This is a genomic window from Joostella sp. (assembly GCF_048266025.1).
GTDB lineage: Bacteria > Bacteroidota > Bacteroidia > Flavobacteriales > Flavobacteriaceae > Galbibacter > Galbibacter atrarenae.
In genome coordinates, this window is the sequence record NZ_JBLXAF010000001.1 from 1,214,605 (window position 1) to 1,233,790 (window position 19,186).

Sequence of the window (19,186 nt, forward strand, 5' to 3'; positions counted from 1 at the left end):
CTATAAAAAAGCATTAGTTATTTTAGAGATTTTATTATCTTACCTATTGAAAATAAAACATATGAGGGGTGTTGAAAAAAGTACTTTTTTGAAAGTATTGATATTATTAATTATTGGAATATTTTTTGGAAATAATGTGTTTAGTCAAGACATAGCTATTAGAAAAGTTGATAGAATTCATAGGGATAGTTTGATGAATTCAGATTATCCATATGTATTACCTATTTATGGAGATAGAGTTCAGAAAATGGGTCACGATTTACCGCTGCCTTTTGGAATTATGGTGAATTATGTTGGGCAAGATACCGATCTAAATATAGATAATATTGCACTGAAATTAGATGATTCCGACTATGTGGATATGGGTTTTCTAGAGTTTGAAACTTTTGAGAATACTGCTAATGTTGTTAATGTAAGGTTAGAAGCCTGGCTATTTCCTTTTTTAAATGTATATGGAATTTATGCGCATTCCGAAAGTAACAATGCGATCAAGCTAATTAATCCAATTGAGTTAGAGATTCCAACAAATCCTACAGCGAGTACTTATGGATTAGGTACAGTTTTAGCCTACGGAACAGGAAATTATTTCGCTGTCTTAAATTTTAATGCTACTTGGTCTGATGTAAGTTCGTTAGATGATGATGTTTTTGGAACGATCACTTCTTTTCGTTTGGGGCGTAGTTTTGGATTCCATAAGCGCTTTCATAATATAAATTTCAGCATTGGTGTTCAGCATCAACATTTAGATAGAAATTCTAATGGAGCACTTAGTATTAGTGAGATTTTTTCTAAGGTAGATCAAGGAAAACTTCAGGAAATAAAAGATGATGTATCTGATACGGCTAATAATTGGTATGATGATTTAAGACCAGCACAACAAGTGGTTGTTAATAAAGTGGTAAAAGAAATTGACGATTGGTTAAGCGGTAGAACGCCAGGTGATAAAACCTTAGGATACCGATTTGAAAAGGAACCTGTAAGCGAGTTTTCTTTGCAATTGGGAGTTCAATATAATCATGGAAGGAGATGGTGGTATCGTTTGGAAACTGGAGTAGGAAAGGGAAGAAATCAGATAATGTTATCTGCAAATTACCGCTTTGGGATAAATAAGAGAAAATAAATTTAAGTGATAACCAATATAAGTAAATAATAATGAAGAAGTTTTATTATCTATTAGTGCTGTTTTTGGGTGTAAGCAGTATGCAAGCTCAAGAATTTTATGTCAATTTTTATGGTAATTATGCTTTTGATGATAGTTTTGATTCGTATTACGATTATCGAGCATATTATGATGGAAAGATAAAAGGAGGCTTTCAATGGGGAGCAGGTTTAGAGTATAAACCGAGTCAGTACATGGGGTTCGAGTTTACGTATTTCCGTCAAGATACAAATTCGCCAACTTGGTATCAAACATATAATACTATAGGGGAGAGGTTTACAAATTTTGATTTAGGAATAAATTATCTGCTAGTAGGGGCGAATCGCTATTTTTCTAGACCTAGTTCACAGTTTCAAGGATACGGTGGGTTGATGGCAGGTATGGTAATTGCCAATCTTGATAATCCAGATAACGGGCGAAGCTCTGATGCAACAAAATTTAGCTGGGGAGCAAAACTAGGAGGAGTTTATTGGATGAACGATTATTTTGGAATTCGTATGCAAGCACAATTACTTTCTGCTGTGCAAGGAGCTGGTGGTGGTTTCTATTTTGATGGATATGGACCGCAGGCTACCGTTGTAACATATTCTACGTTTTACCAATTTAGCCTTGGTGGTGGAGTTGTTTTTAGTTTGAATTAAGGAAGAACAAGAAATATAAAAAAAGCTTTAGTCTTCACTAGAGCTTTTTTTAATGTTATTAAGTAAATAAAATCTATAAATCAAAAAAACCTCTCAGTTTCCTGAAAGGCTTTTCTCTTAGTAGCGGGAACTGGACTAGGATGATTGAATTGTACTGAATTTGGCTGAACTTTGGATATGATATATCTTGTTGTTTATCAATTATTTATCTTGTAATTTTATTGAGATTGTTTGACTGAGTTTGAATTGGTTTAATTTTTTTCGGGAAAATATCGGGAAAATTATTATATTTGACTAAGTGAATTTTATAGTATGGCTTCAATACGATATACAGTTAAATCAAAAAAAAATCCTGCTAATATTTATATAAGATTTTATGATAGTAAAATTTTTGATATTATCGTAAAAACAGGTTTTATTATAAATCCTAAAAGTTGGTCTAATAAACAGCAAAGAGTTACTAATTCTCTAGATTCAATTTTTGAAGCAAAAAGAGTAAATCCACAGCTTATAGGATTAAAGGAGTTTATAATAGAGGAGTATAATGCTGCCTATTCTAATGGGGATTTAATAACTAAAAATTGGTTATCAAATAGGGTGTTGAGATATAATAACAGACCATCAGAAGAATTCTTAAACTATGAAATCTTTTTTGTTCCATTCGTAGAGAAATTTATTTTAGATTCAAAAACGAGAGTAAATCCATCTACAGGAAAAATACTATCGAAAAAAACTATACAGAAGTACAATACAACCTTAGAGAGGTTAAAAGAGTTTCAATTCGAAGAGGATATTACTTTAAAAATTTGGGATATAGATTTACAATTTCATAACAAATTTTTGCATTTTCTTAAAGTGATAGGGAATTATGGTTCTACTACAATTGAGAAATATCTTAGTCAGATTAAAACTTTTTGTAGAGAGGCAAAAACACTTGGTTATAGAGTAAATCCTGAATTTGAACATAGAAATTTTACAATAAAAAGAGAAAAGCCGATAGACGTTTATTTAGATAAAAATGAAATTCAAAAAATTTACTCATTAGATCTTTCTAAAAATAAGCGACTTGATAATTCTAGAGATTTAATGATCATAGGGTTATGGACTGGTTTGAGAATTTCAGATTTAAAAAGACTTTCAGAATTTAGTATTACTGATAATACAATAGATGTTATTGATTCTACAAAAACGAGTATAAGTTTAAAAATACCTATGCATGAGCAGGTAAAGTATATTTTAAAAAAGCGAGAAAATGATTTGCCGAAGATAATTTCAGATCAAAAGTATAATAAGGATATTAAAGAAATCTGTAAGTTAGCTAGAATTGAGCAGGTGGTTATGGGAAGTAAATTAAACTCCGAAACTAAGCGGAAAGAAAAAGGTTATTATCCTAAATATGAATTGGTTTCTAGTCATACCTGTCGTAGGTCGTTTGCAACAAATCATTATGGCGAATTACCAAACCAAACTATTATGTCTATAACAGGTCATAAAAGTGAGCAACAATTTATTAAGTATGTAAAGACAACTAAAGAGGAGCATTCTCAAAAAGTTAGAGACCTTTGGGCTGAACAGTCACAGTTGTCTAATTAGGGCTTATCATGGTTGCTTATTAAGCCGTTCATATACCTTTTTAAGCATATAATTTTTAACAATTGTTCCAAAATCTTTATCATCCATCATCTTTGAAAAAATATCCTGATTTTGTTCCATACGACCTATTAACTTATCCATAAAAGCATCGTTAAAACCAAACTTAAAATTGTCTAGTGTATTATTTTGAGCTTGTTCTGATAGCTTTTCATCAGAGATTAATTCTTCCTCTATTTGATCAAAAAATAACTTGTCGGCATCAGAAAACTCTGTGCCGAATTTAGAGTTAAGAACATTGATAATTTCGGAAAGTGCTTCTTTCTCTTCTTTAGTTGCTCTAATTCCAGATTCTGAAAGTCCATCTAATCCATATTCTCCTTGACTTTCTAATACCAAATTTTGTTCTGCTATTTTTTGAATTCTGTAATATTCCAATGAAACTTCATCACCTAACTTAAACCTATCACGTTGATTTTTACGTGGCAGTTTTTTTAAAAGAAATCTACTGTATGTGAATAGTTTTTCCAAATCTACATCTGTAAAAGGCATGATTTGGGTTAAGAATGAATAGGTTCTAGTAAACGATTGCAGAGCATGTTTGAAATTGTCTTGAGTGGTCTCAGTTCCAATGATATCTTCTTTAGAATTCTCTTCTGGAAGTTGTTTGTAGCGTTCAACCGCAGGATCTATAAATGCATTTAGTTTGGCTTGTTGCTTCACATTTAAAGCATTTATAGATTTAAAATACACATTACAGAAGTTATCAACTTCCGAGTGCCAAATTACTTGTGCTTTTTCAATTTCATTTTTTAAATCATACAAGTGATTTGGATCTGTATTGGATTCAATGCTTGTTAATTCATAATAAGGCTGAAAAGAATTTACAATGTCTCCTATCTCATTGGTGAAATCTAAAATAAAAGTATCTTCTTTTCCTGCACTCATTCTATTCAGTCTAGAAAGTGTTTGTACACATTTTACCCCAGATAATTTTTTATCAACATACATAGTATGGAGTAAAGGTTGATCAAATCCTGTTTGATACTTGTCAGCTACTAAAAGTAATTGATATTCACTTGTAGCAAATTTTTTTGGCAGTTCCTTTTCTTTAAATCCATTAAGCTCAACTTCTGTAACGCCTTCAGGGTAGGTGTCATAAATAACTTTGCCAGAGAATGCTACTAATGTTTTTACATCTGTATAACCTTTATCTTTAATGAATTTGTCAAATTCTTCTTTATAACGCACAGCATGAAGCCTAGAACTAGTTACAACCATTGCTTTGGCTTTACCTCCAATTTTTTTTGAAACTACTTGCCTAAAGTGCTCAATGATTACTTCTGATTTTTGAGCTAAATTATGTGGATGCAAAGAAAGGAATCGACCTATTGCTCTTGATGCTTGTTTTTTGTTGACCTTTGGGTCTTCCTCAATTTCTTTTGAGAGCCTAAAATAAGTTTTGTAAGTCGTATAATTTTGAAGCACATCTAAAATAAATCCTTCTTCAATAGCTTGTTTCATGCTGTATAAATGAAAAGGTTTTGGTGTTCCATCAATATTAGGTGTTCCAAACACTTCAACAGTTTTGGCTTTTGGAGTAGCAGTAAAGGCAAAGAAACTTAAATTGTCTTGTTTGCCTCTAGCTTCCATAGATTTTCTGATTTCATCTTCTGCATCATCATCTAAGCCAGAATCTAACTCAAGGTCTTGGGCTTCTTCTAATGTTTTTGCAGATAAAACCTCCTTCATCTTTTTAGTAGCTTCACCACCTTGAGAGGAGTGAGCTTCATCTATAATAACAGCGTATTTTCTTGTTGGTAATTCTCCAATTTTATCAAGAATAAAAGGAAACTTTTGAAGCGTTGTGATGATTATGTTAGAACCTGCTGTTAAGGCATCTGCTAATTGTTGCGAGTTCTTATCAATTTTTTGTACTACTCCTTGTTTATGCTCAAATTGATAAATGGTATTTTGTAACTGACTATCTAGGACCTTACGGTCTGTAATTACAATTACGGAATCAAAAATACGCTCATTATTGGTATTGTGTAAACTGGATAATCGGTAAGATAACCAAGCAATTGAATTGGATTTTCCTGAACCTGCCGAATGTTGAATTAAGTAGTTTTTACCTGCTCCATTGCTTTTAGCATTTTTGGTTAACGCTCTTACCACATCTAATTGATGGTATCGAGGGAAAATCATGGTTTCTTTATTCCTTTTTACTCCATTTAACTCATACTCTTCAACATGCAAATGAAGGAACTTGCCAATAATATCCATGAAGCTATCTTTAGCCCAAACATATTTCCAAAGGTAATCTGTTCTATAACCATCTTTGTTTGGTGGATTTCCTGCTCCATTGTTAAACCCTAAATTAAAAGGCAAATATCTAGTAGCTTTAGCATTTAGTTTAGTTGTCATGTAGCATTCATCCGTATCTACAGCAAAATGCACTAAAGCTCTTTTTTTAAATGCAAATATTGGTTCGGTTGGCTCTCTGTCAAAAACATATTGTTTTTTGGCATTGCTAACATTTTGACCAGAAAACTGGTTTTTAAGCTCTATAGAGGCAATTGGCAGTCCGTTTAAGCTCAATACCATATCTAAAGAGTTATTGCCATTACGCTCGTAATAAAGCTGTCTGGTAACGCTTAAATGATTTTTTTGGTATAATACCTTATCATCTTCGTTAAGTGTGGTTTCAGGCTTAAAATAGCCCATTTTAAACTTAACCCCATAATCTGTAAATCCATTTCTAACAACATCAAGAGTTCCTCTTAAATCCAATTCTCGAATTAAACGTTGAACAACTTTGGTTTGTACATCTTCTTTATGGATGTTACTTAATTTATCCCAAGCTTTAGGTTGAGAGTCTTTAAGAAAATTAGTTATATATGTAGGGAATAAACCTAATTGAGCATCAAAGTCTTTAGATAGTCCTTTTGCATAACCACCTTCTTCTAAAAGTGATGCCTCAATAGCTTCTTCAAATGTTAGTTCAGTATGAATACCTTTTGCCATAGTATGTCTTATCTTAATTACTCACCTAGTTACTACCTTAGTTACCATCTTAGTTACTACCTTAGTTACCTAGTTAGTTACTTCATCATTTTTATCTCTATTTTTAATAGATGTAAGAACACTCTTTCCAATATTGGTAGTTACATATTTTTGATTTTGACTAGTTGGTTTATCAGGAATAGTCAATTCAATCAGATTTAAAACTACTAGAGGTTCAATATGTGTGCTAAAGTTTTTAGTTTGATTAGAAAGCCCTAAACATTCTTCTAAAATCTCTTTTCTTTTGTGAGGTTTGAGAGTAAAGTTTAAAACTTCAATTTGTTCTTTAGTTAGTTTATTTGCTTGGTCACTCACTTGGTCACTCACTTGGTCACTCACTTGATCATCAAATTCAGGATGAATAGGAATTTCAATTAAAAAATGAGTTCTTTGAGGTTCATTAGTATCAAATGTAGGACTACCAGAACCATTATCTTTTAAAGCTTTTACAATAGTTGGAATACCAGTTCCTCTACCTTCAGTAAGCCTTAATTCTTTTAAAAATTCTCCAATACGTCTATTCCTGTAACGTCTAGCTCTAACAATACCTTTATCAAAATCTTCTTGTTTTAAAGAAGGGTCAGCACCATTGTAACTAATAATTTCAATAGCATCAGGAAATATTCTCACTTCGATAGGATCTTGTAGCTCGTAATTCCTATGATAAACAGCATTAGATAAAGCCTCCTCAATAGCATTAAATGGATAATTAAAAACCCTATCGGAAGCTTCTTTATCAGCATGTTTAATTACTTTCTCTTTAATTACATTGGTTTTTATATAGGAGAGAGCATCTACTAATTGTTTTTGTATTGCCCCTTTAAAAATTTTTTCAGTAAATTCTTTTCCTGCAACGCCATTTGGAAATTCTACAACATCTATTTGAACACCTTTAAAATATTTCTCTGAATGGTCTGAAAACATGAGTAAGCCAACATTTTTAGGAAACAAATGTTCGTTTGCTCCTTGAGATAAGTTCATTTTTTCAGCAAGTTCCTCTACGGTCATTTTATTGCTTTCCTCTAACAGCCTACTTTTTGTTTTCTCAAGATGTTCACGCATAAGTGAAGAACTCATATCATTTACACTAGCTTGTGTATTAACCCTATCATCAAAAGGGATTTTGGTTGTAAGTTGCAACAATTCGGCTTCTTGCTCTGGGTTTGGAACAATACTGTTGGAGTTAAAGCGAATGCGATAGTTATAGGTTTTATGTTTCGCTAAAACATCATCTGGCACTTTGTAAGGTCTGTTACTACCTGCTGGAATCCAAATAACCAGAACATGTTTACCATCAATAGCCTCTAAAGATGTACGAGGGAAATAAGAAGGTTTTATTTGATTGCAATATCCCAGAAGTTCTTTTTCAACCGACTCTAATTGGTTTGGGTTAAACCCCAAAACAGGTCTTATTGGCTTACCATCTACTTCATCTACACCTACAATAATATAGCCACTACCTTCATTCTCAAAATCGTTAGCAAAAGCACATACAGAACGCATAATGGGTTTAGGATTCCATCCTTTTTTAAACTCCATACGTGTACCCTCTACCACGTTTCCAGATAATAAATCTTCTATGCTAACTAATATGCTCATAGGTTATCAAGATAAGACTTTATATTAAATTTTGAGAACAATGCTTTTGATGGTAAATACAATGGATGTCTAGGATGGTTATGTTTAGTCAACTCATGCAAATAAATCCAATTCTTATCATAACCAATGGTTTCAACCAAATCCCTTAAACAATCTTTTAAATACTTCCTTCTATCTATTTCAGTTCCCCAAGCTGCACAGATGTCAAAATGTTTGTGTTCATCAATAAATTGTTTGACCTGTTCAATGTGTTCTTGGTGCATTACAGTATCAATCTCAAGGTGCATATCCTTTGGGTTTGTTGCCCTTTGAGGATATACATTAAGCATCAACCAACCATCATAACCATTGTTGAAAGCAAAACTCTCAACCCTTGCAACTGTTCTATCTAAATCGTCAGGTCTTGCAGTACTTGGATTAATTCCAACAAAAAATAACATTTTATTGCCTAGCTTACCAAGTGTATATCTAGCAGAATTATCTTCATTAGTTATGTAAGTCCATTTAATCATTAGATTTAAGCTTTAAGAAGTAGTAATTATTGATTTGAATCCAATTAAAGGCATAACTTTTAGTTAGAGTAATATTGACTTCATAACCACCAATTGGTGTAGTTCTTACAGTCTCTCCGTTTAGAAAAGTACCTTCTGAAATATCGTAATCCCATTTTTTACCATTTTTAGATTTAGGAAAAGGGATTCTGCCCAAATCGGTCATCACTAAACCAATACCATTACTGTAATGGGTGTTTTTTGAGTAACTTTCCAATAGCTCTAAATCTTGATACACATCTTTCATAAAAATATCAGAAGCTCCTCGTTTACCACCACTTGAGGCATACTCTTTATAGCATTTCATCTCTATAGGCAAATACAGTTCGGTTTCTCCTTTTGTCATTTGGATAACTATATCACATTCTCTTAAACGTCCATTTACAGGAATAGCTGTTTCCAGTTCGAGTTCCACTGACTCATCATCATTATAAACTGCTAAATCAAGACTGTTTTTTAAAATGTATGCAAATTGCAATTGCATAGAAGCTTCTTTGTTAATAACAACAAGACCACAGCCAACCTTTGCTGAAAAACTATCCCAACAAATATCAACTATGTTTTTAACTCTATTAACTAATTGTTCCATGTTTAATTTAAAACTTCTTCTCTAACATCAATTTTACCTGTAACTACATCGCTAATTAATGTGGTTTTGTATTCTTTTAAAAGATTAATTTCATTAGTGATTTTTATATTTAAATCTTCAATTTCTTTATTTTTTGAATCTAAAAAATCAACTATTTCAACTTGCTCTTCAATACTAGGGCATCCTAATCTAATATCTTTTAAAATTTGTTGACTAATATTTGGTTGACCTCCACCAATCGATAAATTTATAATATGTTCTTTCTTTGCTTTAAACCAATACTGTAGAAATTTTACAGAAATAATATCACTTACTCCAAATACACAACAAGCTTGATTTGTTGTAGTTTCAAAATTCAACAATGCTGTTTTACCGATAGTTGCTCCATACATTGCGATAACTAATGAGCCTTTTGGATAAGTTTTTAATGACGAATAATCTTCAATCGCTTTATTCGTTATTTTTTTAGAACAACTATTTAGCATTTTATCATTTAAATCTCCTGTGTTTAACCAGTTGATAGTACCGTTTTCATGATAAATAGGATTGCCAGATTCAGGAGTAGTCCCACTACCAATATTTTGAAATGCATGAGAGATTTTCCATGATTCCCAATGCTCTGGAATCTCACCCAACCAATCAATACCAGAATCTTTCATTGGCACATCTGAGTTAAGTCCTTTGGTTACTGCTTGATTTATAATGGCTATTCGCTCTTCTTCGAGTAGTTGAATAAGTTGTTCTTTTTTGGCAATTAATTCATCTATTTGAATTATTTTTTGGTCAAGGTAATTGGCTATTTGAGTTTGCTCCTGTATTGAATCTGGCAATGCAATATAAAAGTTGTTAAGTGTTCCAGAAGTCAATTGATTAATGGTGGATGTTAAAAAAAGTCCAGACTGCGATTTGAAAATAGGAGAGTTGAAAAAGTGTGATAAAAAACGCCAATTTTCAGACCTAAATATCATCATAAAAGCACCAAAGGTACTTCCTTCCGTTCTCTCATCAATACATATATTTTTGCCAATTAAATGCTTACTCCCATTTCTGGAACAAATCAAAATATCACCTTTTAAAAGAACCTTTTTGTCAACTATGTTAGTTTTTATATAGACATTATCTTTTAGACTTAATTGACCTTTTTGAATATTGGAAGACCTTAAAACCAATATACCTTCCTCCTCTGATTCTACAACATCATTTGGGGAATAGGTTACACCTCCAATGGAATTTCCAAGAAATTTCATTCTAGTAACCTTCCAATGTTCTGGAATTTCACCAATCCATCTTATACCAGAGTCTTTATATGCTTCGTAATGCTTCATTAAGAAATTACTTCTTTAATTAAACCATCGGTTTGTTCTTCTAAAGCTAAAATGTCAGCTCTAATCTCCTCTAAAGACCTTAATGGCTTATACTCATAAAAGTATTTTGTAAAGTTGATTTCGTAACCAATTTTGGTTTTCTTTTCATCGACCCAAGCATCAGGTACATGAGGCAATACCTCACGTTTCATATAGCTTGTAATATCTTCTTTTAAGGGAATGTTTTCGGTGTCTCTTAAACTACTATCTGGTTTTGGGTTGCCACTACGGTCTGTTACTATTTTGCCATTTTCTTTAAGAGGTCTTTCAACAGTTACTTTAGAATAGCCAAAATCTTCATTGTCAAAAATTTTGCAATATTTACTTTCTTTAAAATTACCATAAAGCTCTGTTATTTCCTTAATATGGTCATCACTCAATTCATTACGCTTATCGCCTAAAGACTTGCTCATTTTCTTGTAGAAATCTATTGCATTAACCAGTTGTACTTTGCCTTTACGTTCAGCAGTTTTATGATTGCTAATTATCCAGATATAGGTACTTATACCAGTATTGTAAAATAATTGATTAGGGAGTGCTATAATGGCTTCTAACAAGTCGTTTTCAATTATCCATTGACGAATGGAACTTTCATTCTTTTTACTACTAGGTGAACCAGAAAATAATGGAGACCCATTAAAAACAATGGCTAAACGAGAGCCACCTTGTTCTTTAGGCTTCATTTTGGACATTAGGTTCATTAAAAACAGGAAAGAACCATCACTAACAGAAGGTAATCCTGCTCCATAACGTCCACCATGACCAAGCTCGTTATGTTCGTCTTTTACTTCTTTTTCAACTTTCTTCCATTTCACTCCAAAAGGAGGGTTTGTAATTAAGTAATCGAATTTATGATTAACAAATTGGTCGCCTTTTAGTTTAGTGTCATCCTTACGTTTTAAACTATTTCCTTTTGCTACGTTTGAAGGGTTTTGCCCCTTAATTAGCATGTCGGATTTGCAAATAGCATACGATTCTGGGTTTAATTCTTGACCAAATACCTCCAAACGTGCATTTGGATTTAGTTCAGCTAAATATTCTTCTGCTACCGAAAGCATGCCTCCCGTACCCGCACAACAATCAAATATGGTTTTTACAATACCTTTTTGGGTGAGGATCTCTCGATCGTTCATAAATAATAAATTGACCATTAAGCGAATTACTTCTCTAGGTGTAAAGTGTTCCCCTGCTGTTTCGTTTGATATTTCAGCAAATTTCCTGATGAGTTCTTCAAACATATAACCCATTTCCATGCTAGAAATTTGTTCAGGATGTAAATCCACTTCCTGGAATCGTTTTAAGATCATAAATAACAAGTTAGCATCATCAAGTTTGGTAATTTGGTTATCAAACTCAAACTGTTCTATGATCTCTCTAGCATCTTCTGAAAAGCCGTTGATGTAATTTCTTAAGTTGGAGGCAATATTATTTGGGTCTGCTATCAATTTATTAAAGTCGAATAGGCTTTTGTTATGAAAGTTGTACCCAGCAATTTTGTTAAGGATAGGGTCAAGATTTTGGATGTTCATGGTCTTAACTTGTTCATGCTTTTTAAGCACATCTGCTTTAGTGCTTTCTAGTACACAATCTAAGCGCCTTAAAACAGTTAAAGGTAAAATAACTTTTCCATAGTCGCTTTGTTTGTAATCGCCTCTTAAAAGGTCTGCAATTGACCAAATGAAATTAGCTGACTCTTTTATGTTTGTCATAAATCTAATTAGATATATTTAATTTAATAATGGAGAGAATTAGCGATAAATATAGTGAAGTTAGTGTAAATAGGTTATAGTTTTTTTAATTTAGTTGAATGCTATCAAATGGTTAGAAAACTAAATAATATAAAATGAATTACATAAAGAATGATTTTCTGGAATCGAACGATTATTATAAGGAAAGAGAGACGCTTAGAAACTTAATGTTACAAATAGTAATGTGCCAAGATATTGATTTTTTATTTTATAATCATTTCTATTTAAAAGCCAAAAATCAATATCCAAAAGACTTTAAATCAGGAACACTGCTAGAGGATGAATTTACATATATTTTGAGTGAAGTTGAAATGAATAGTTTATTAGATGAGAATTCAAGTGATAATTATAAGCGCATACTTAACAGAAAATATTCGTCCTTTCATAACGATGTAAGGTTATTTCAATTAAAATTTCAAGAACAGGAATATGATTTTGATATGGTAAGATTGTTTATTGAATTTATGTATTCTATTCAGTATATGTTTAAAAACTATAACCCTAATCGACAAGTGAAAGGTTTAAGTATAGATATAAAAAATTTCTATTTATCAAAGAATAGACAATTGCTCCAAGAGCTTGTTAAAGATTTAGAGTGGAGAGCAGGTCGTCTAAATTACTTAAATCGATTTGATTATATTCCAGAAGACAAAGAATTTATGAAATGGGTTTCTTGTGTTTTTCGATCTGGAATTGGTCTTATTAATGAAGATAAATTTAAAGAGAATAGTAATGAAATATATGCGCTCATGGTTCCAAAGTTTATTGAGAAAATACCTTTTGAGACCTTTTGCGGTATTTTTTCTTCTTCAATGAGGGCTTTCCCAGCTAAAATCTCATGGGGGACATCATTAAATAGCCTTAGATATTTCATAAAACATCTTCAAGACCTAGGTAAAACTAAAAATAATAAAAATTTTAAGGTCGTTGAAGAGTTATTTGTTTGTAATGGTAATAGAATTACAAAGCTTTCTAACAATAAAAGTATGACAACTGAAGCTTCAGAGCTAGATTCTATTATACAGCTTTTCTAAATAGATACCATTAGATACCTTCATTTTAGTATTAGAATAAGGCAAGCCCTATTAAATTTAATTATAAATACCACTTGATACCATTTGATTTCACAAGGTGTTGATTGTTAGTAAATTGCGGAATAATTTTAAATTAAATAACATGAGTTATGTAAATTGGGGTTGGACAAGCCCTCAAGAAAAATTGTTCCGTAAGAATTTAGATTGGTGTGAAATTACTTCAATGGAGACTGCTAAAATGGAAGAAAAAGAAGAGTTTTTGACAAGAGAAGAAACTGCCAAATTATGTAGGGTGAAATCATTAACTACCTTATGGTATTGGTGTAAAAAAGGAATTTTAGTTCCTGCTTTGCGATCGGGTAGAAAACCTTTGTACAGAAAATCAGATGTTATTAACTATTTAGAAGGGAAGGAGGTTGATAATGATTAATTGGTATAATAATCTAAAGACAAGTAGGATAATGAAAACGACCAAAATAAATGAAGTAATCGAAACAATAAAGACTGGAGGTGGATATATTACGGATGTTTTAAAAGCTAGAGAAATGTATGGAGTTGATAAAAATGAGTATGACAGAATAAAGCAGAGCTGTTTGCCATGCTATGCTTTAAATTTTGAGTTTCACTCAGGTAGAAAAAAAGAATTGATTAAAGATAGCACGGGGTATATCTACCTAGATGTTGACGGAGAAACTGATTTTGACTATAAACATCATCTAGTTTATGCTTCATGGGTTTCGTTATCGGGTAATGGTAGAGGAGTGCTTGTAAAAACAGAAGAAGTTAATCCAAATAACTTCAGCTATGTATATACGGAGCTGTCAAATGCCTTAAATATTGAGACGGATAAATATGCATCTAAGCCAACTCAACCTAATGTATTGTCGTATGATCCAGAGATTTATATTAATGTTAATTCAGAAATTTGGAACAGTAATTCATCTTTAGAATTCCCCCATTACAATTACATTACTAATAATAAAAAAGAAAAGAAACATGATGTAAATGTAACGGGGGTGAATTTCTCTAATTTACGTTTTAATAATTTATGTGATATTGCTGAGCAAATAGATTTTAATGGAGAACTTTATAAAGATTTTCCTGATAAGATTGAATATGCAGAAGCTTATTTGCCATATGGGAAAATTTTGGAAGGGAGTAGGAATAATGTATTATATAGTTATGCCAAGCAGATTAGGGCTTTGTCAGTATATATTAATACTACATCTCTTTATAGATTGATATATAAAGCTAATAAAGATAAATGTGTTCCTATGTTAGAAGAAGGGGAGTTAAAGCAAATAATTAATAGCGTTATGAGTATTCCTGATAATCAATTAGTGCCTTTGTATAATAAAAGAAGAAGATTTTTCTATAATTCTGATTATGATTTATCAGTTCTTCAGAGGAAGCAAATATCTATGAAAGCGATAAATGAAGGTCGAAAGGAAAAATCAATACAAAAAATTACTGAAGTTATAAATAATTGGAATTTTGTTGAAGATGGTAAGATTACTCAAAAAAGTATTGATAAAAAAAGCACGCTGAATATTAAGACAATTGAAACACATTATCATGTATTCAAAAAAGATATAAAAAGATTAAATAAAGAATATAAGAGGAAAATGTAATAATTTATAATTGGTGACAACAACCCAACTGAGTTCTTCTTGGTTGGGTTGTATTATTTAAGTATGTATTTTAATTTTATTACCTAGTTGGGTTCTGTCTAATTTATATTATTAAGAAAGTTTTTAAATGCATTTTTTAATCTATTAGCTTCTTCAGGAGTAGTGGTAATCTCAAAAGAGCTTCTTATGTCGCATTGTATTACTTCTGAATTGCCATTTTCATCATATTTCGTTAGTCTAAGTTTAAATGCATCAGGATTCATATAGTTTGCAGAGAATGTCAACTGAGCAACATTGCTTTCATAGTATTCACTATAATATTCTGAAACTTCAATGTTGTTTGAGTTTAATTCTTGAAGCGGTACTTCCCAGCTTGTAATTGCTCTCAGCTTATTAGAGTAGTAATCAAATTGAACTTTTTCAATATAGAAATTTTGATTATCATCATTTAAATTGAAATAAATATCTGTTTTATATCCTGAACGAGTTTTTTCACCGTTAAACTGAATAACTTCTTTTGTCCTTAACTCAATATAGTTTGATTTTGAAAGAAGGTTTAAATACTTTTTAGCATTTGAATTTAATGACAATTCACATTTTCGTGACTTCTCATAGTCAAGAAACCCACATGTGTCTTGGTTTTTGCAAGAGAAAATGATTAGAAGTATAAGTGGTGTTAATAGTATTTTCATAATAGGAAGTTGAAGAGTTTATTAGGGAGGTTTTATTTTGTAAATCATTTACTTATAATCCAATCTGATGGATTAAAAAGTTTTGAGTAATGACATCATTGTCGCCTGTTGAAGTGTATTGGTTATTATTAAAAGAATAAAGGGGTGGTAATGTTATTTTTTTAACTTAATCAAGTTTATTAAATTCCGTGAAATTATATTTAATTGAGTTCTCATAAGAAACATGGGTTTTAATCCTCATAATTGTATTATTTTCTTTGAAAGTTATTATTGGTCTGCTGTCATTAAATGAATCGTATGGGTCTATGTTTTTATAGTAGAATGAAATTTGTCCATCTTCAAATTCAATCCAGTTGCGATCATCATATGAATTATATAAAATACACTCCCCATTATCGTTAATTTTATAAAGGTCTTTTATAAAAGTTCCGTCTTTATAGATGTTCCATGTTTCGGAACATTCTGGGTTGTAGTATTTTGTATTGACTTCTTCATCACTCGTATTTATTTTCCCTTCTCTTGACACTCTCCATGAACCAATAATTAATTCTGACGTTTTATTAGAGTTTGAATTCTCTGAGTCATCGGAGTCGGAAGAACAAGATAGAATGATAGTTAATATCAATGTTAAAAGTAGTTTGTTTTTCATTTTAAGAGTCTTATAATTAAATGGGTAGCAAATATTTCGAAATTAATTAAGTTATCATTACGGTATTCCTCATATGGGGAAATTTTAATTCTATAAATCAAAAAGACAGCCCAGCTCCTTTAGGTGATAATTTGTGTGTTTTTAAAGGTTCTACAATAATAATTTACACTATTGTGCATAATAGTTATTATGTACTAAATTTTAATTTTTTGTATAAAAAAGGGTATCGTCCTTCTTTTATGAGTGATATGATTATTTGTTTTTTTGCTTCCCCCTCCTGAGAATTGATAAAAAATAGAACTAATAATTTTGTATTTAAGTCTTTAAGAAGAGTAGCTATGTGTATTTGTCGGGAAAATTTCGGGAATAAAAAAAGCTATTTAGTTAATTTACAACCAAATAGCCTTTATTTTAGTAGCGGGAACTGGACTCGAACCAGTGACCTTCGGGTTATGAGCCCGACGAGCTACCTACTGCTCTATCCCGCGATGTTTGCGAGTGCAAATATACAACCTTTTTGCTTTTGTGCAAGAATAAAATGAAATTATTTTAAAAAAAGTGTCTTTTATCTATTTTCCTTTCCTGAATCCAAGTATTTAGTTACTTTAGTTTTTATGAACAAAATTAATGAAGCTATTAGCTCCCTAATTCCCTTTGCAGAATGGATTATGCTCTTTTTTGTGATTGGAGGAGGAATCTTTTTACTTATCTATTCTAGGTTTAAACCGTATCTATTATTTCGTCATGCAATCCAGATTTTAAGAGGTAAACATGATGATCCTAATGATCCAGGTGAAATTAGTCATGTGCAGGCCTTGTCTTCTGCAGTAGCAGCTACTGTAGGTCTCGGTAATATTTCGGGAGTTGCAATTGCTATTTATCAAGGTGGGCCAGGGGTGGTTTTTTGGATGTGGGTTACTGCAATTATCGGAATGGTTATAAAATTCTATTCGTGTAGCTTGGCAGTAATGTTTAGAACTATAGATGATAAAGGAAATATAGAATCTGGACCAATGCATTATATGACCAAAGGATTAGGAATTAGTGGAAAACCGTTAGCTATTTTCTTTTCCGCAGCAGGACTCATTGGTTTTTTAGGTGTTTTTACAGTTAATCAGTTTACACAAACATTTATGAGTGTTGTAAATCCTGATGTTAATATCGCCGCATTAGGAGATTTCAATTGGAAATTAATTATCGGATTAACTCTTTCAGCATTAACATCATTAGTGATTTTCGGGGGACTTAAAAAAATAGCTAAGGTAGCAACTGCAATCGTTCCATTTATGGTAGCACTTTATTTTATAGCGGTTTTAGTCATTATGTTTACCAATGTAAGTGATATTATTCCTTCTTTTAAATTAATATTTCAAGAAGCTTTTAATATAGAAACAGCTGTAAAAGGTGGTTTTTGGGGCTTGGTAATATTAGGAGTTCGAAGAGCTGTCTTTTCTAATGAGTCTGGTTTAGGAAGTGCGCCTATGTATCATGGAGAGTCTAAAACAAACGAACCTGTTCAAGAAGGACTTGTAGCGATGTTAGGTCCTTTTATAGATACAATTATTGTTTGTACACTTACAGCTCTTACTATAATTATAAGTGGTGCGTATTTAGATGTAGAAAGCAACGGTATTGCGATGACCTTATTGGCTTTTGAAAAGTCGCTGTTTGGATATGGGGATATTTTATTAATGTTTATAGTTTCTGCTTTCGCTATGTCTACGTTATTTACATACTCTTATTACGGAACAAAATGCCTCACATTTCTTACCAATGTTAAAATTGGCAAGTTTTTTAATATTTATTACGTAGCTACCATTACCTTTGCAGCAATTACTTCTGTGGGAGTTGTTATCAATCTTATAGATTTGGCATATGCTTTAATGTGTATTCCTAACATGATAGCAGTTATCTATTTAGCTCCAAAAGTTAATAGTTCTATGAAGGTGTATTTAAAAAAGATAAAAGATGGAGAAGCATAAAGCCGGTTTTGTAAATATCATAGGAAATCCTAATGTTGGGAAATCTACATTAATGAATGCTTTTATTGGTGAAAAGCTATCCATTATAACATCTAAAGCACAAACTACAAGACACCGTATTTTTGGGATTGTAAATGGTGATGATTTTCAGGTAGTATTGTCTGATACTCCAGGGATTATAAAGCCAGCATATGAGTTGCAAGAATCTATGATGGATTTTGTGAAATCTGCTTTCGAAGATGCAGATGTCCTTATATATATGGTAGAAATAGGAGAACGAGAGTTAAAAGATGAAGCTTTTTTTAATAAGATAACATCTTCGAAATTACCAGTTTTATTATTGCTGAATAAAATAGATATCTCTTCACAAGAAGTTTTGGAGGAGCAAGTACAATGGTGGAGTGAAAAAGTTCCTAATGCTGAGATTTATCCTATTTCCGCTTTAACCAATTTCAATATAGATACTATTTTCAACCGTATTTTAGAATTGTTGCCAGTATCGCCTCCTTTCTATCCAAAAGACCAGATTACAGATAAACCTGAACGATTTTTTGTGAATGAAACCATTAGAGAGAAAATCCTTATCAACTACAAAAAAGAAATTCCTTATGCTGTTGAAGTAGAAACAGAAGAGTTTTTTGAAGATGAAGATATTATCAGAATTCGTTCTGTTATTATGGTAGAACGAGAAACTCAAAAAGGAATTATAATAGGCCATAAAGGGGCTGCTCTAAAACGCGTAGGAATTCAAGCGAGAAAAGATTTAGAAAAATTCTTCGGAAAACATGTGCATATAGAAATATATGTAAAGGTTAATAAAAATTGGCGTTCTAATCAAAACCAGCTTAAGCGTTTTGGTTATAATCAGAAGTAACAATTTATTTACGCTAT

General features: G+C 31.6%; 16 protein-coding genes and 1 tRNA gene. 8 read left to right on the top strand and 9 right to left on the bottom strand.

Annotation, left to right across the window (positions count from 1 at the left end; genetic code table 11):
• The first annotated feature begins 88 nt into the window (after window positions 1-88).
• The 3 genes from ACN0TY_RS05065 (at window position 89) to ACN0TY_RS05075 (ending at window position 3,393) form a co-directional block, all read left to right on the top strand.
• The gene (locus ACN0TY_RS05065) at window positions 89-1,120 is read left to right on the top strand and encodes a hypothetical protein (RefSeq protein WP_236957950.1); all 1,032 of its coding nucleotides are present in this window, start codon (window positions 89-91) and stop codon (window positions 1,118-1,120) included.
• A gap of 32 nt (window positions 1,121-1,152) precedes the next feature.
• Window positions 1,153-1,800, top strand: a complete 648-nt coding sequence (locus ACN0TY_RS05070; protein ID WP_417443616.1) for a hypothetical protein — start codon at window positions 1,153-1,155, stop codon at window positions 1,798-1,800.
• A 312-nt stretch (window positions 1,801-2,112) separates the two neighbouring features.
• Window positions 2,113-3,393, top strand: a complete 1,281-nt coding sequence (locus ACN0TY_RS05075; protein ID WP_417443617.1) for a tyrosine-type recombinase/integrase — start codon at window positions 2,113-2,115, stop codon at window positions 3,391-3,393.
• 6 nt (window positions 3,394-3,399) lie between these two features.
• Here ACN0TY_RS05075 and ACN0TY_RS05080 read toward each other — a convergent pair whose 3' ends face one another.
• The 6 genes from ACN0TY_RS05080 to ACN0TY_RS05105 form a co-directional block, all read right to left on the bottom strand.
• Window positions 3,400-6,417 (bottom strand): type I restriction endonuclease subunit R, encoded by a 3,018-nt coding sequence (locus ACN0TY_RS05080; protein WP_417443618.1) that lies wholly within the window; start codon window positions 6,415-6,417, stop codon window positions 3,400-3,402.
• A gap of 69 nt (window positions 6,418-6,486) precedes the next feature.
• Window positions 6,487-8,055 (bottom strand): RNA-binding domain-containing protein, encoded by a 1,569-nt coding sequence (locus ACN0TY_RS05085; protein WP_417443619.1) that lies wholly within the window; start codon window positions 8,053-8,055, stop codon window positions 6,487-6,489.
• On the bottom strand, window positions 8,052-8,567 hold the full coding sequence (locus tag ACN0TY_RS05090; RefSeq protein ID WP_417443620.1) for a DUF1643 domain-containing protein: 516 nt from the start codon (window positions 8,565-8,567) through the stop codon (window positions 8,052-8,054). Before ACN0TY_RS05090 ends, ACN0TY_RS05085 begins: the two co-directional genes overlap by 4 nt.
• Window positions 8,560-9,195: a hypothetical protein gene (locus ACN0TY_RS05095; RefSeq protein WP_417443621.1), complete on the bottom strand. Its 636-nt coding sequence runs from the start codon at window positions 9,193-9,195 to the stop codon at window positions 8,560-8,562. Before ACN0TY_RS05095 ends, ACN0TY_RS05090 begins: the two co-directional genes overlap by 8 nt.
• A 2-nt stretch (window positions 9,196-9,197) precedes the next feature.
• Complete coding sequence (locus ACN0TY_RS05100; RefSeq protein WP_417443622.1) at window positions 9,198-10,520, bottom strand: restriction endonuclease subunit S; 1,323 nt, start codon at window positions 10,518-10,520, stop codon at window positions 9,198-9,200.
• Window positions 10,520-12,268: a type I restriction-modification system subunit M gene (locus tag ACN0TY_RS05105; RefSeq protein ID WP_417443623.1), complete on the bottom strand. Its 1,749-nt coding sequence runs from the start codon at window positions 12,266-12,268 to the stop codon at window positions 10,520-10,522. The genes ACN0TY_RS05100 and ACN0TY_RS05105 overlap by 1 nt, the downstream gene beginning before the upstream one ends.
• A 134-nt stretch (window positions 12,269-12,402) precedes the next feature.
• Here ACN0TY_RS05105 and ACN0TY_RS05110 point away from each other — a divergent pair, with 134 nt between their 5' ends.
• The 3 genes from ACN0TY_RS05110 (at window position 12,403) to ACN0TY_RS05120 (ending at window position 14,972) form a co-directional block, all read left to right on the top strand.
• A complete protein-coding gene (locus ACN0TY_RS05110; RefSeq protein ID WP_417443624.1) occupies window positions 12,403-13,341 on the top strand; it encodes a hypothetical protein in 939 nt (312 codons plus the stop codon).
• Window positions 13,342-13,483: 142 nt separating this feature from the next.
• The gene (locus ACN0TY_RS05115) at window positions 13,484-13,771 is read left to right on the top strand and encodes a helix-turn-helix domain-containing protein (protein WP_417443625.1); all 288 of its coding nucleotides are present in this window, start codon (window positions 13,484-13,486) and stop codon (window positions 13,769-13,771) included.
• 31 nt (window positions 13,772-13,802) lie between these two features.
• Window positions 13,803-14,972, top strand: a complete 1,170-nt coding sequence (locus ACN0TY_RS05120; RefSeq protein ID WP_417443626.1) for a BT4734/BF3469 family protein — start codon at window positions 13,803-13,805, stop codon at window positions 14,970-14,972.
• Window positions 14,973-15,070: 98 nt separating this feature from the next.
• On the opposite strand, the gene ACN0TY_RS05125 is transcribed toward ACN0TY_RS05120, so the two are convergent.
• From ACN0TY_RS05125 to ACN0TY_RS05135, 3 genes are all read right to left on the bottom strand, one after another.
• The gene (locus ACN0TY_RS05125; RefSeq protein ID WP_417443627.1) at window positions 15,071-15,664 is read right to left on the bottom strand and encodes a hypothetical protein; all 594 of its coding nucleotides are present in this window, start codon (window positions 15,662-15,664) and stop codon (window positions 15,071-15,073) included.
• Window positions 15,665-15,830: 166 nt separating this feature from the next.
• The gene (locus ACN0TY_RS05130) at window positions 15,831-16,313 is read right to left on the bottom strand and encodes a hypothetical protein (protein ID WP_417443628.1); all 483 of its coding nucleotides are present in this window, start codon (window positions 16,311-16,313) and stop codon (window positions 15,831-15,833) included.
• 415 nt (window positions 16,314-16,728) lie between these two features.
• A tRNA-Met gene (locus ACN0TY_RS05135) sits at window positions 16,729-16,801 on the bottom strand.
• A 126-nt stretch (window positions 16,802-16,927) separates the two neighbouring features.
• Here ACN0TY_RS05135 and ACN0TY_RS05140 point away from each other — a divergent pair.
• Together ACN0TY_RS05140 and era are read left to right on the top strand one after the other, a co-directional pair.
• Entirely contained in the window at window positions 16,928-18,295 is a 1,368-nt protein-coding gene (locus ACN0TY_RS05140) for an alanine/glycine:cation symporter family protein (RefSeq protein WP_236957952.1), read from the top strand.
• Window positions 18,282-19,169 carry a GTPase Era gene (gene era, locus ACN0TY_RS05145; protein ID WP_417443629.1) on the top strand — a complete coding sequence of 296 codons (888 nt, stop codon included), beginning with the start codon at window positions 18,282-18,284 and terminating at the stop codon, window positions 19,167-19,169. The genes ACN0TY_RS05140 and era overlap by 14 nt, the downstream gene beginning before the upstream one ends.
• Window positions 19,170-19,186 lie beyond the last annotated feature (17 nt).

Coding starts and splice junctions, on each gene's coding strand:
- ACN0TY_RS05115 (WP_417443625.1), top strand. CDS start 13,484: ATGAGTTATGTAAATTGGGGTTGGACAAGCCCTCAAGAAAAATTGTTC.
- ACN0TY_RS05095 (WP_417443621.1), bottom strand. CDS start 9,195: ATGGAACAATTAGTTAATAGAGTTAAAAACATAGTTGATATTTGTTGG.
- ACN0TY_RS05100 (WP_417443622.1), bottom strand. CDS start 10,520: ATGAAGCATTACGAAGCATATAAAGACTCTGGTATAAGATGGATTGGT.
- ACN0TY_RS05070 (WP_417443616.1), top strand. CDS start 1,153: ATGAAGAAGTTTTATTATCTATTAGTGCTGTTTTTGGGTGTAAGCAGT.
- ACN0TY_RS05125 (WP_417443627.1), bottom strand. CDS start 15,664: ATGAAAATACTATTAACACCACTTATACTTCTAATCATTTTCTCTTGC.
- ACN0TY_RS05090 (WP_417443620.1), bottom strand. CDS start 8,567: ATGATTAAATGGACTTACATAACTAATGAAGATAATTCTGCTAGATAT.
- ACN0TY_RS05140 (WP_236957952.1), top strand. CDS start 16,928: ATGAACAAAATTAATGAAGCTATTAGCTCCCTAATTCCCTTTGCAGAA.
- ACN0TY_RS05110 (WP_417443624.1), top strand. CDS start 12,403: ATGAATTACATAAAGAATGATTTTCTGGAATCGAACGATTATTATAAG.
- ACN0TY_RS05075 (WP_417443617.1), top strand. CDS start 2,113: ATGGCTTCAATACGATATACAGTTAAATCAAAAAAAAATCCTGCTAAT.
- ACN0TY_RS05080 (WP_417443618.1), bottom strand. CDS start 6,417: ATGGCAAAAGGTATTCATACTGAACTAACATTTGAAGAAGCTATTGAG.
- ACN0TY_RS05105 (WP_417443623.1), bottom strand. CDS start 12,268: ATGACAAACATAAAAGAGTCAGCTAATTTCATTTGGTCAATTGCAGAC.
- ACN0TY_RS05085 (WP_417443619.1), bottom strand. CDS start 8,055: ATGAGCATATTAGTTAGCATAGAAGATTTATTATCTGGAAACGTGGTA.
- ACN0TY_RS05130 (WP_417443628.1), bottom strand. CDS start 16,313: ATGAAAAACAAACTACTTTTAACATTGATATTAACTATCATTCTATCT.
- era (WP_417443629.1), top strand. CDS start 18,282: ATGGAGAAGCATAAAGCCGGTTTTGTAAATATCATAGGAAATCCTAAT.
- ACN0TY_RS05120 (WP_417443626.1), top strand. CDS start 13,803: ATGAAAACGACCAAAATAAATGAAGTAATCGAAACAATAAAGACTGGA.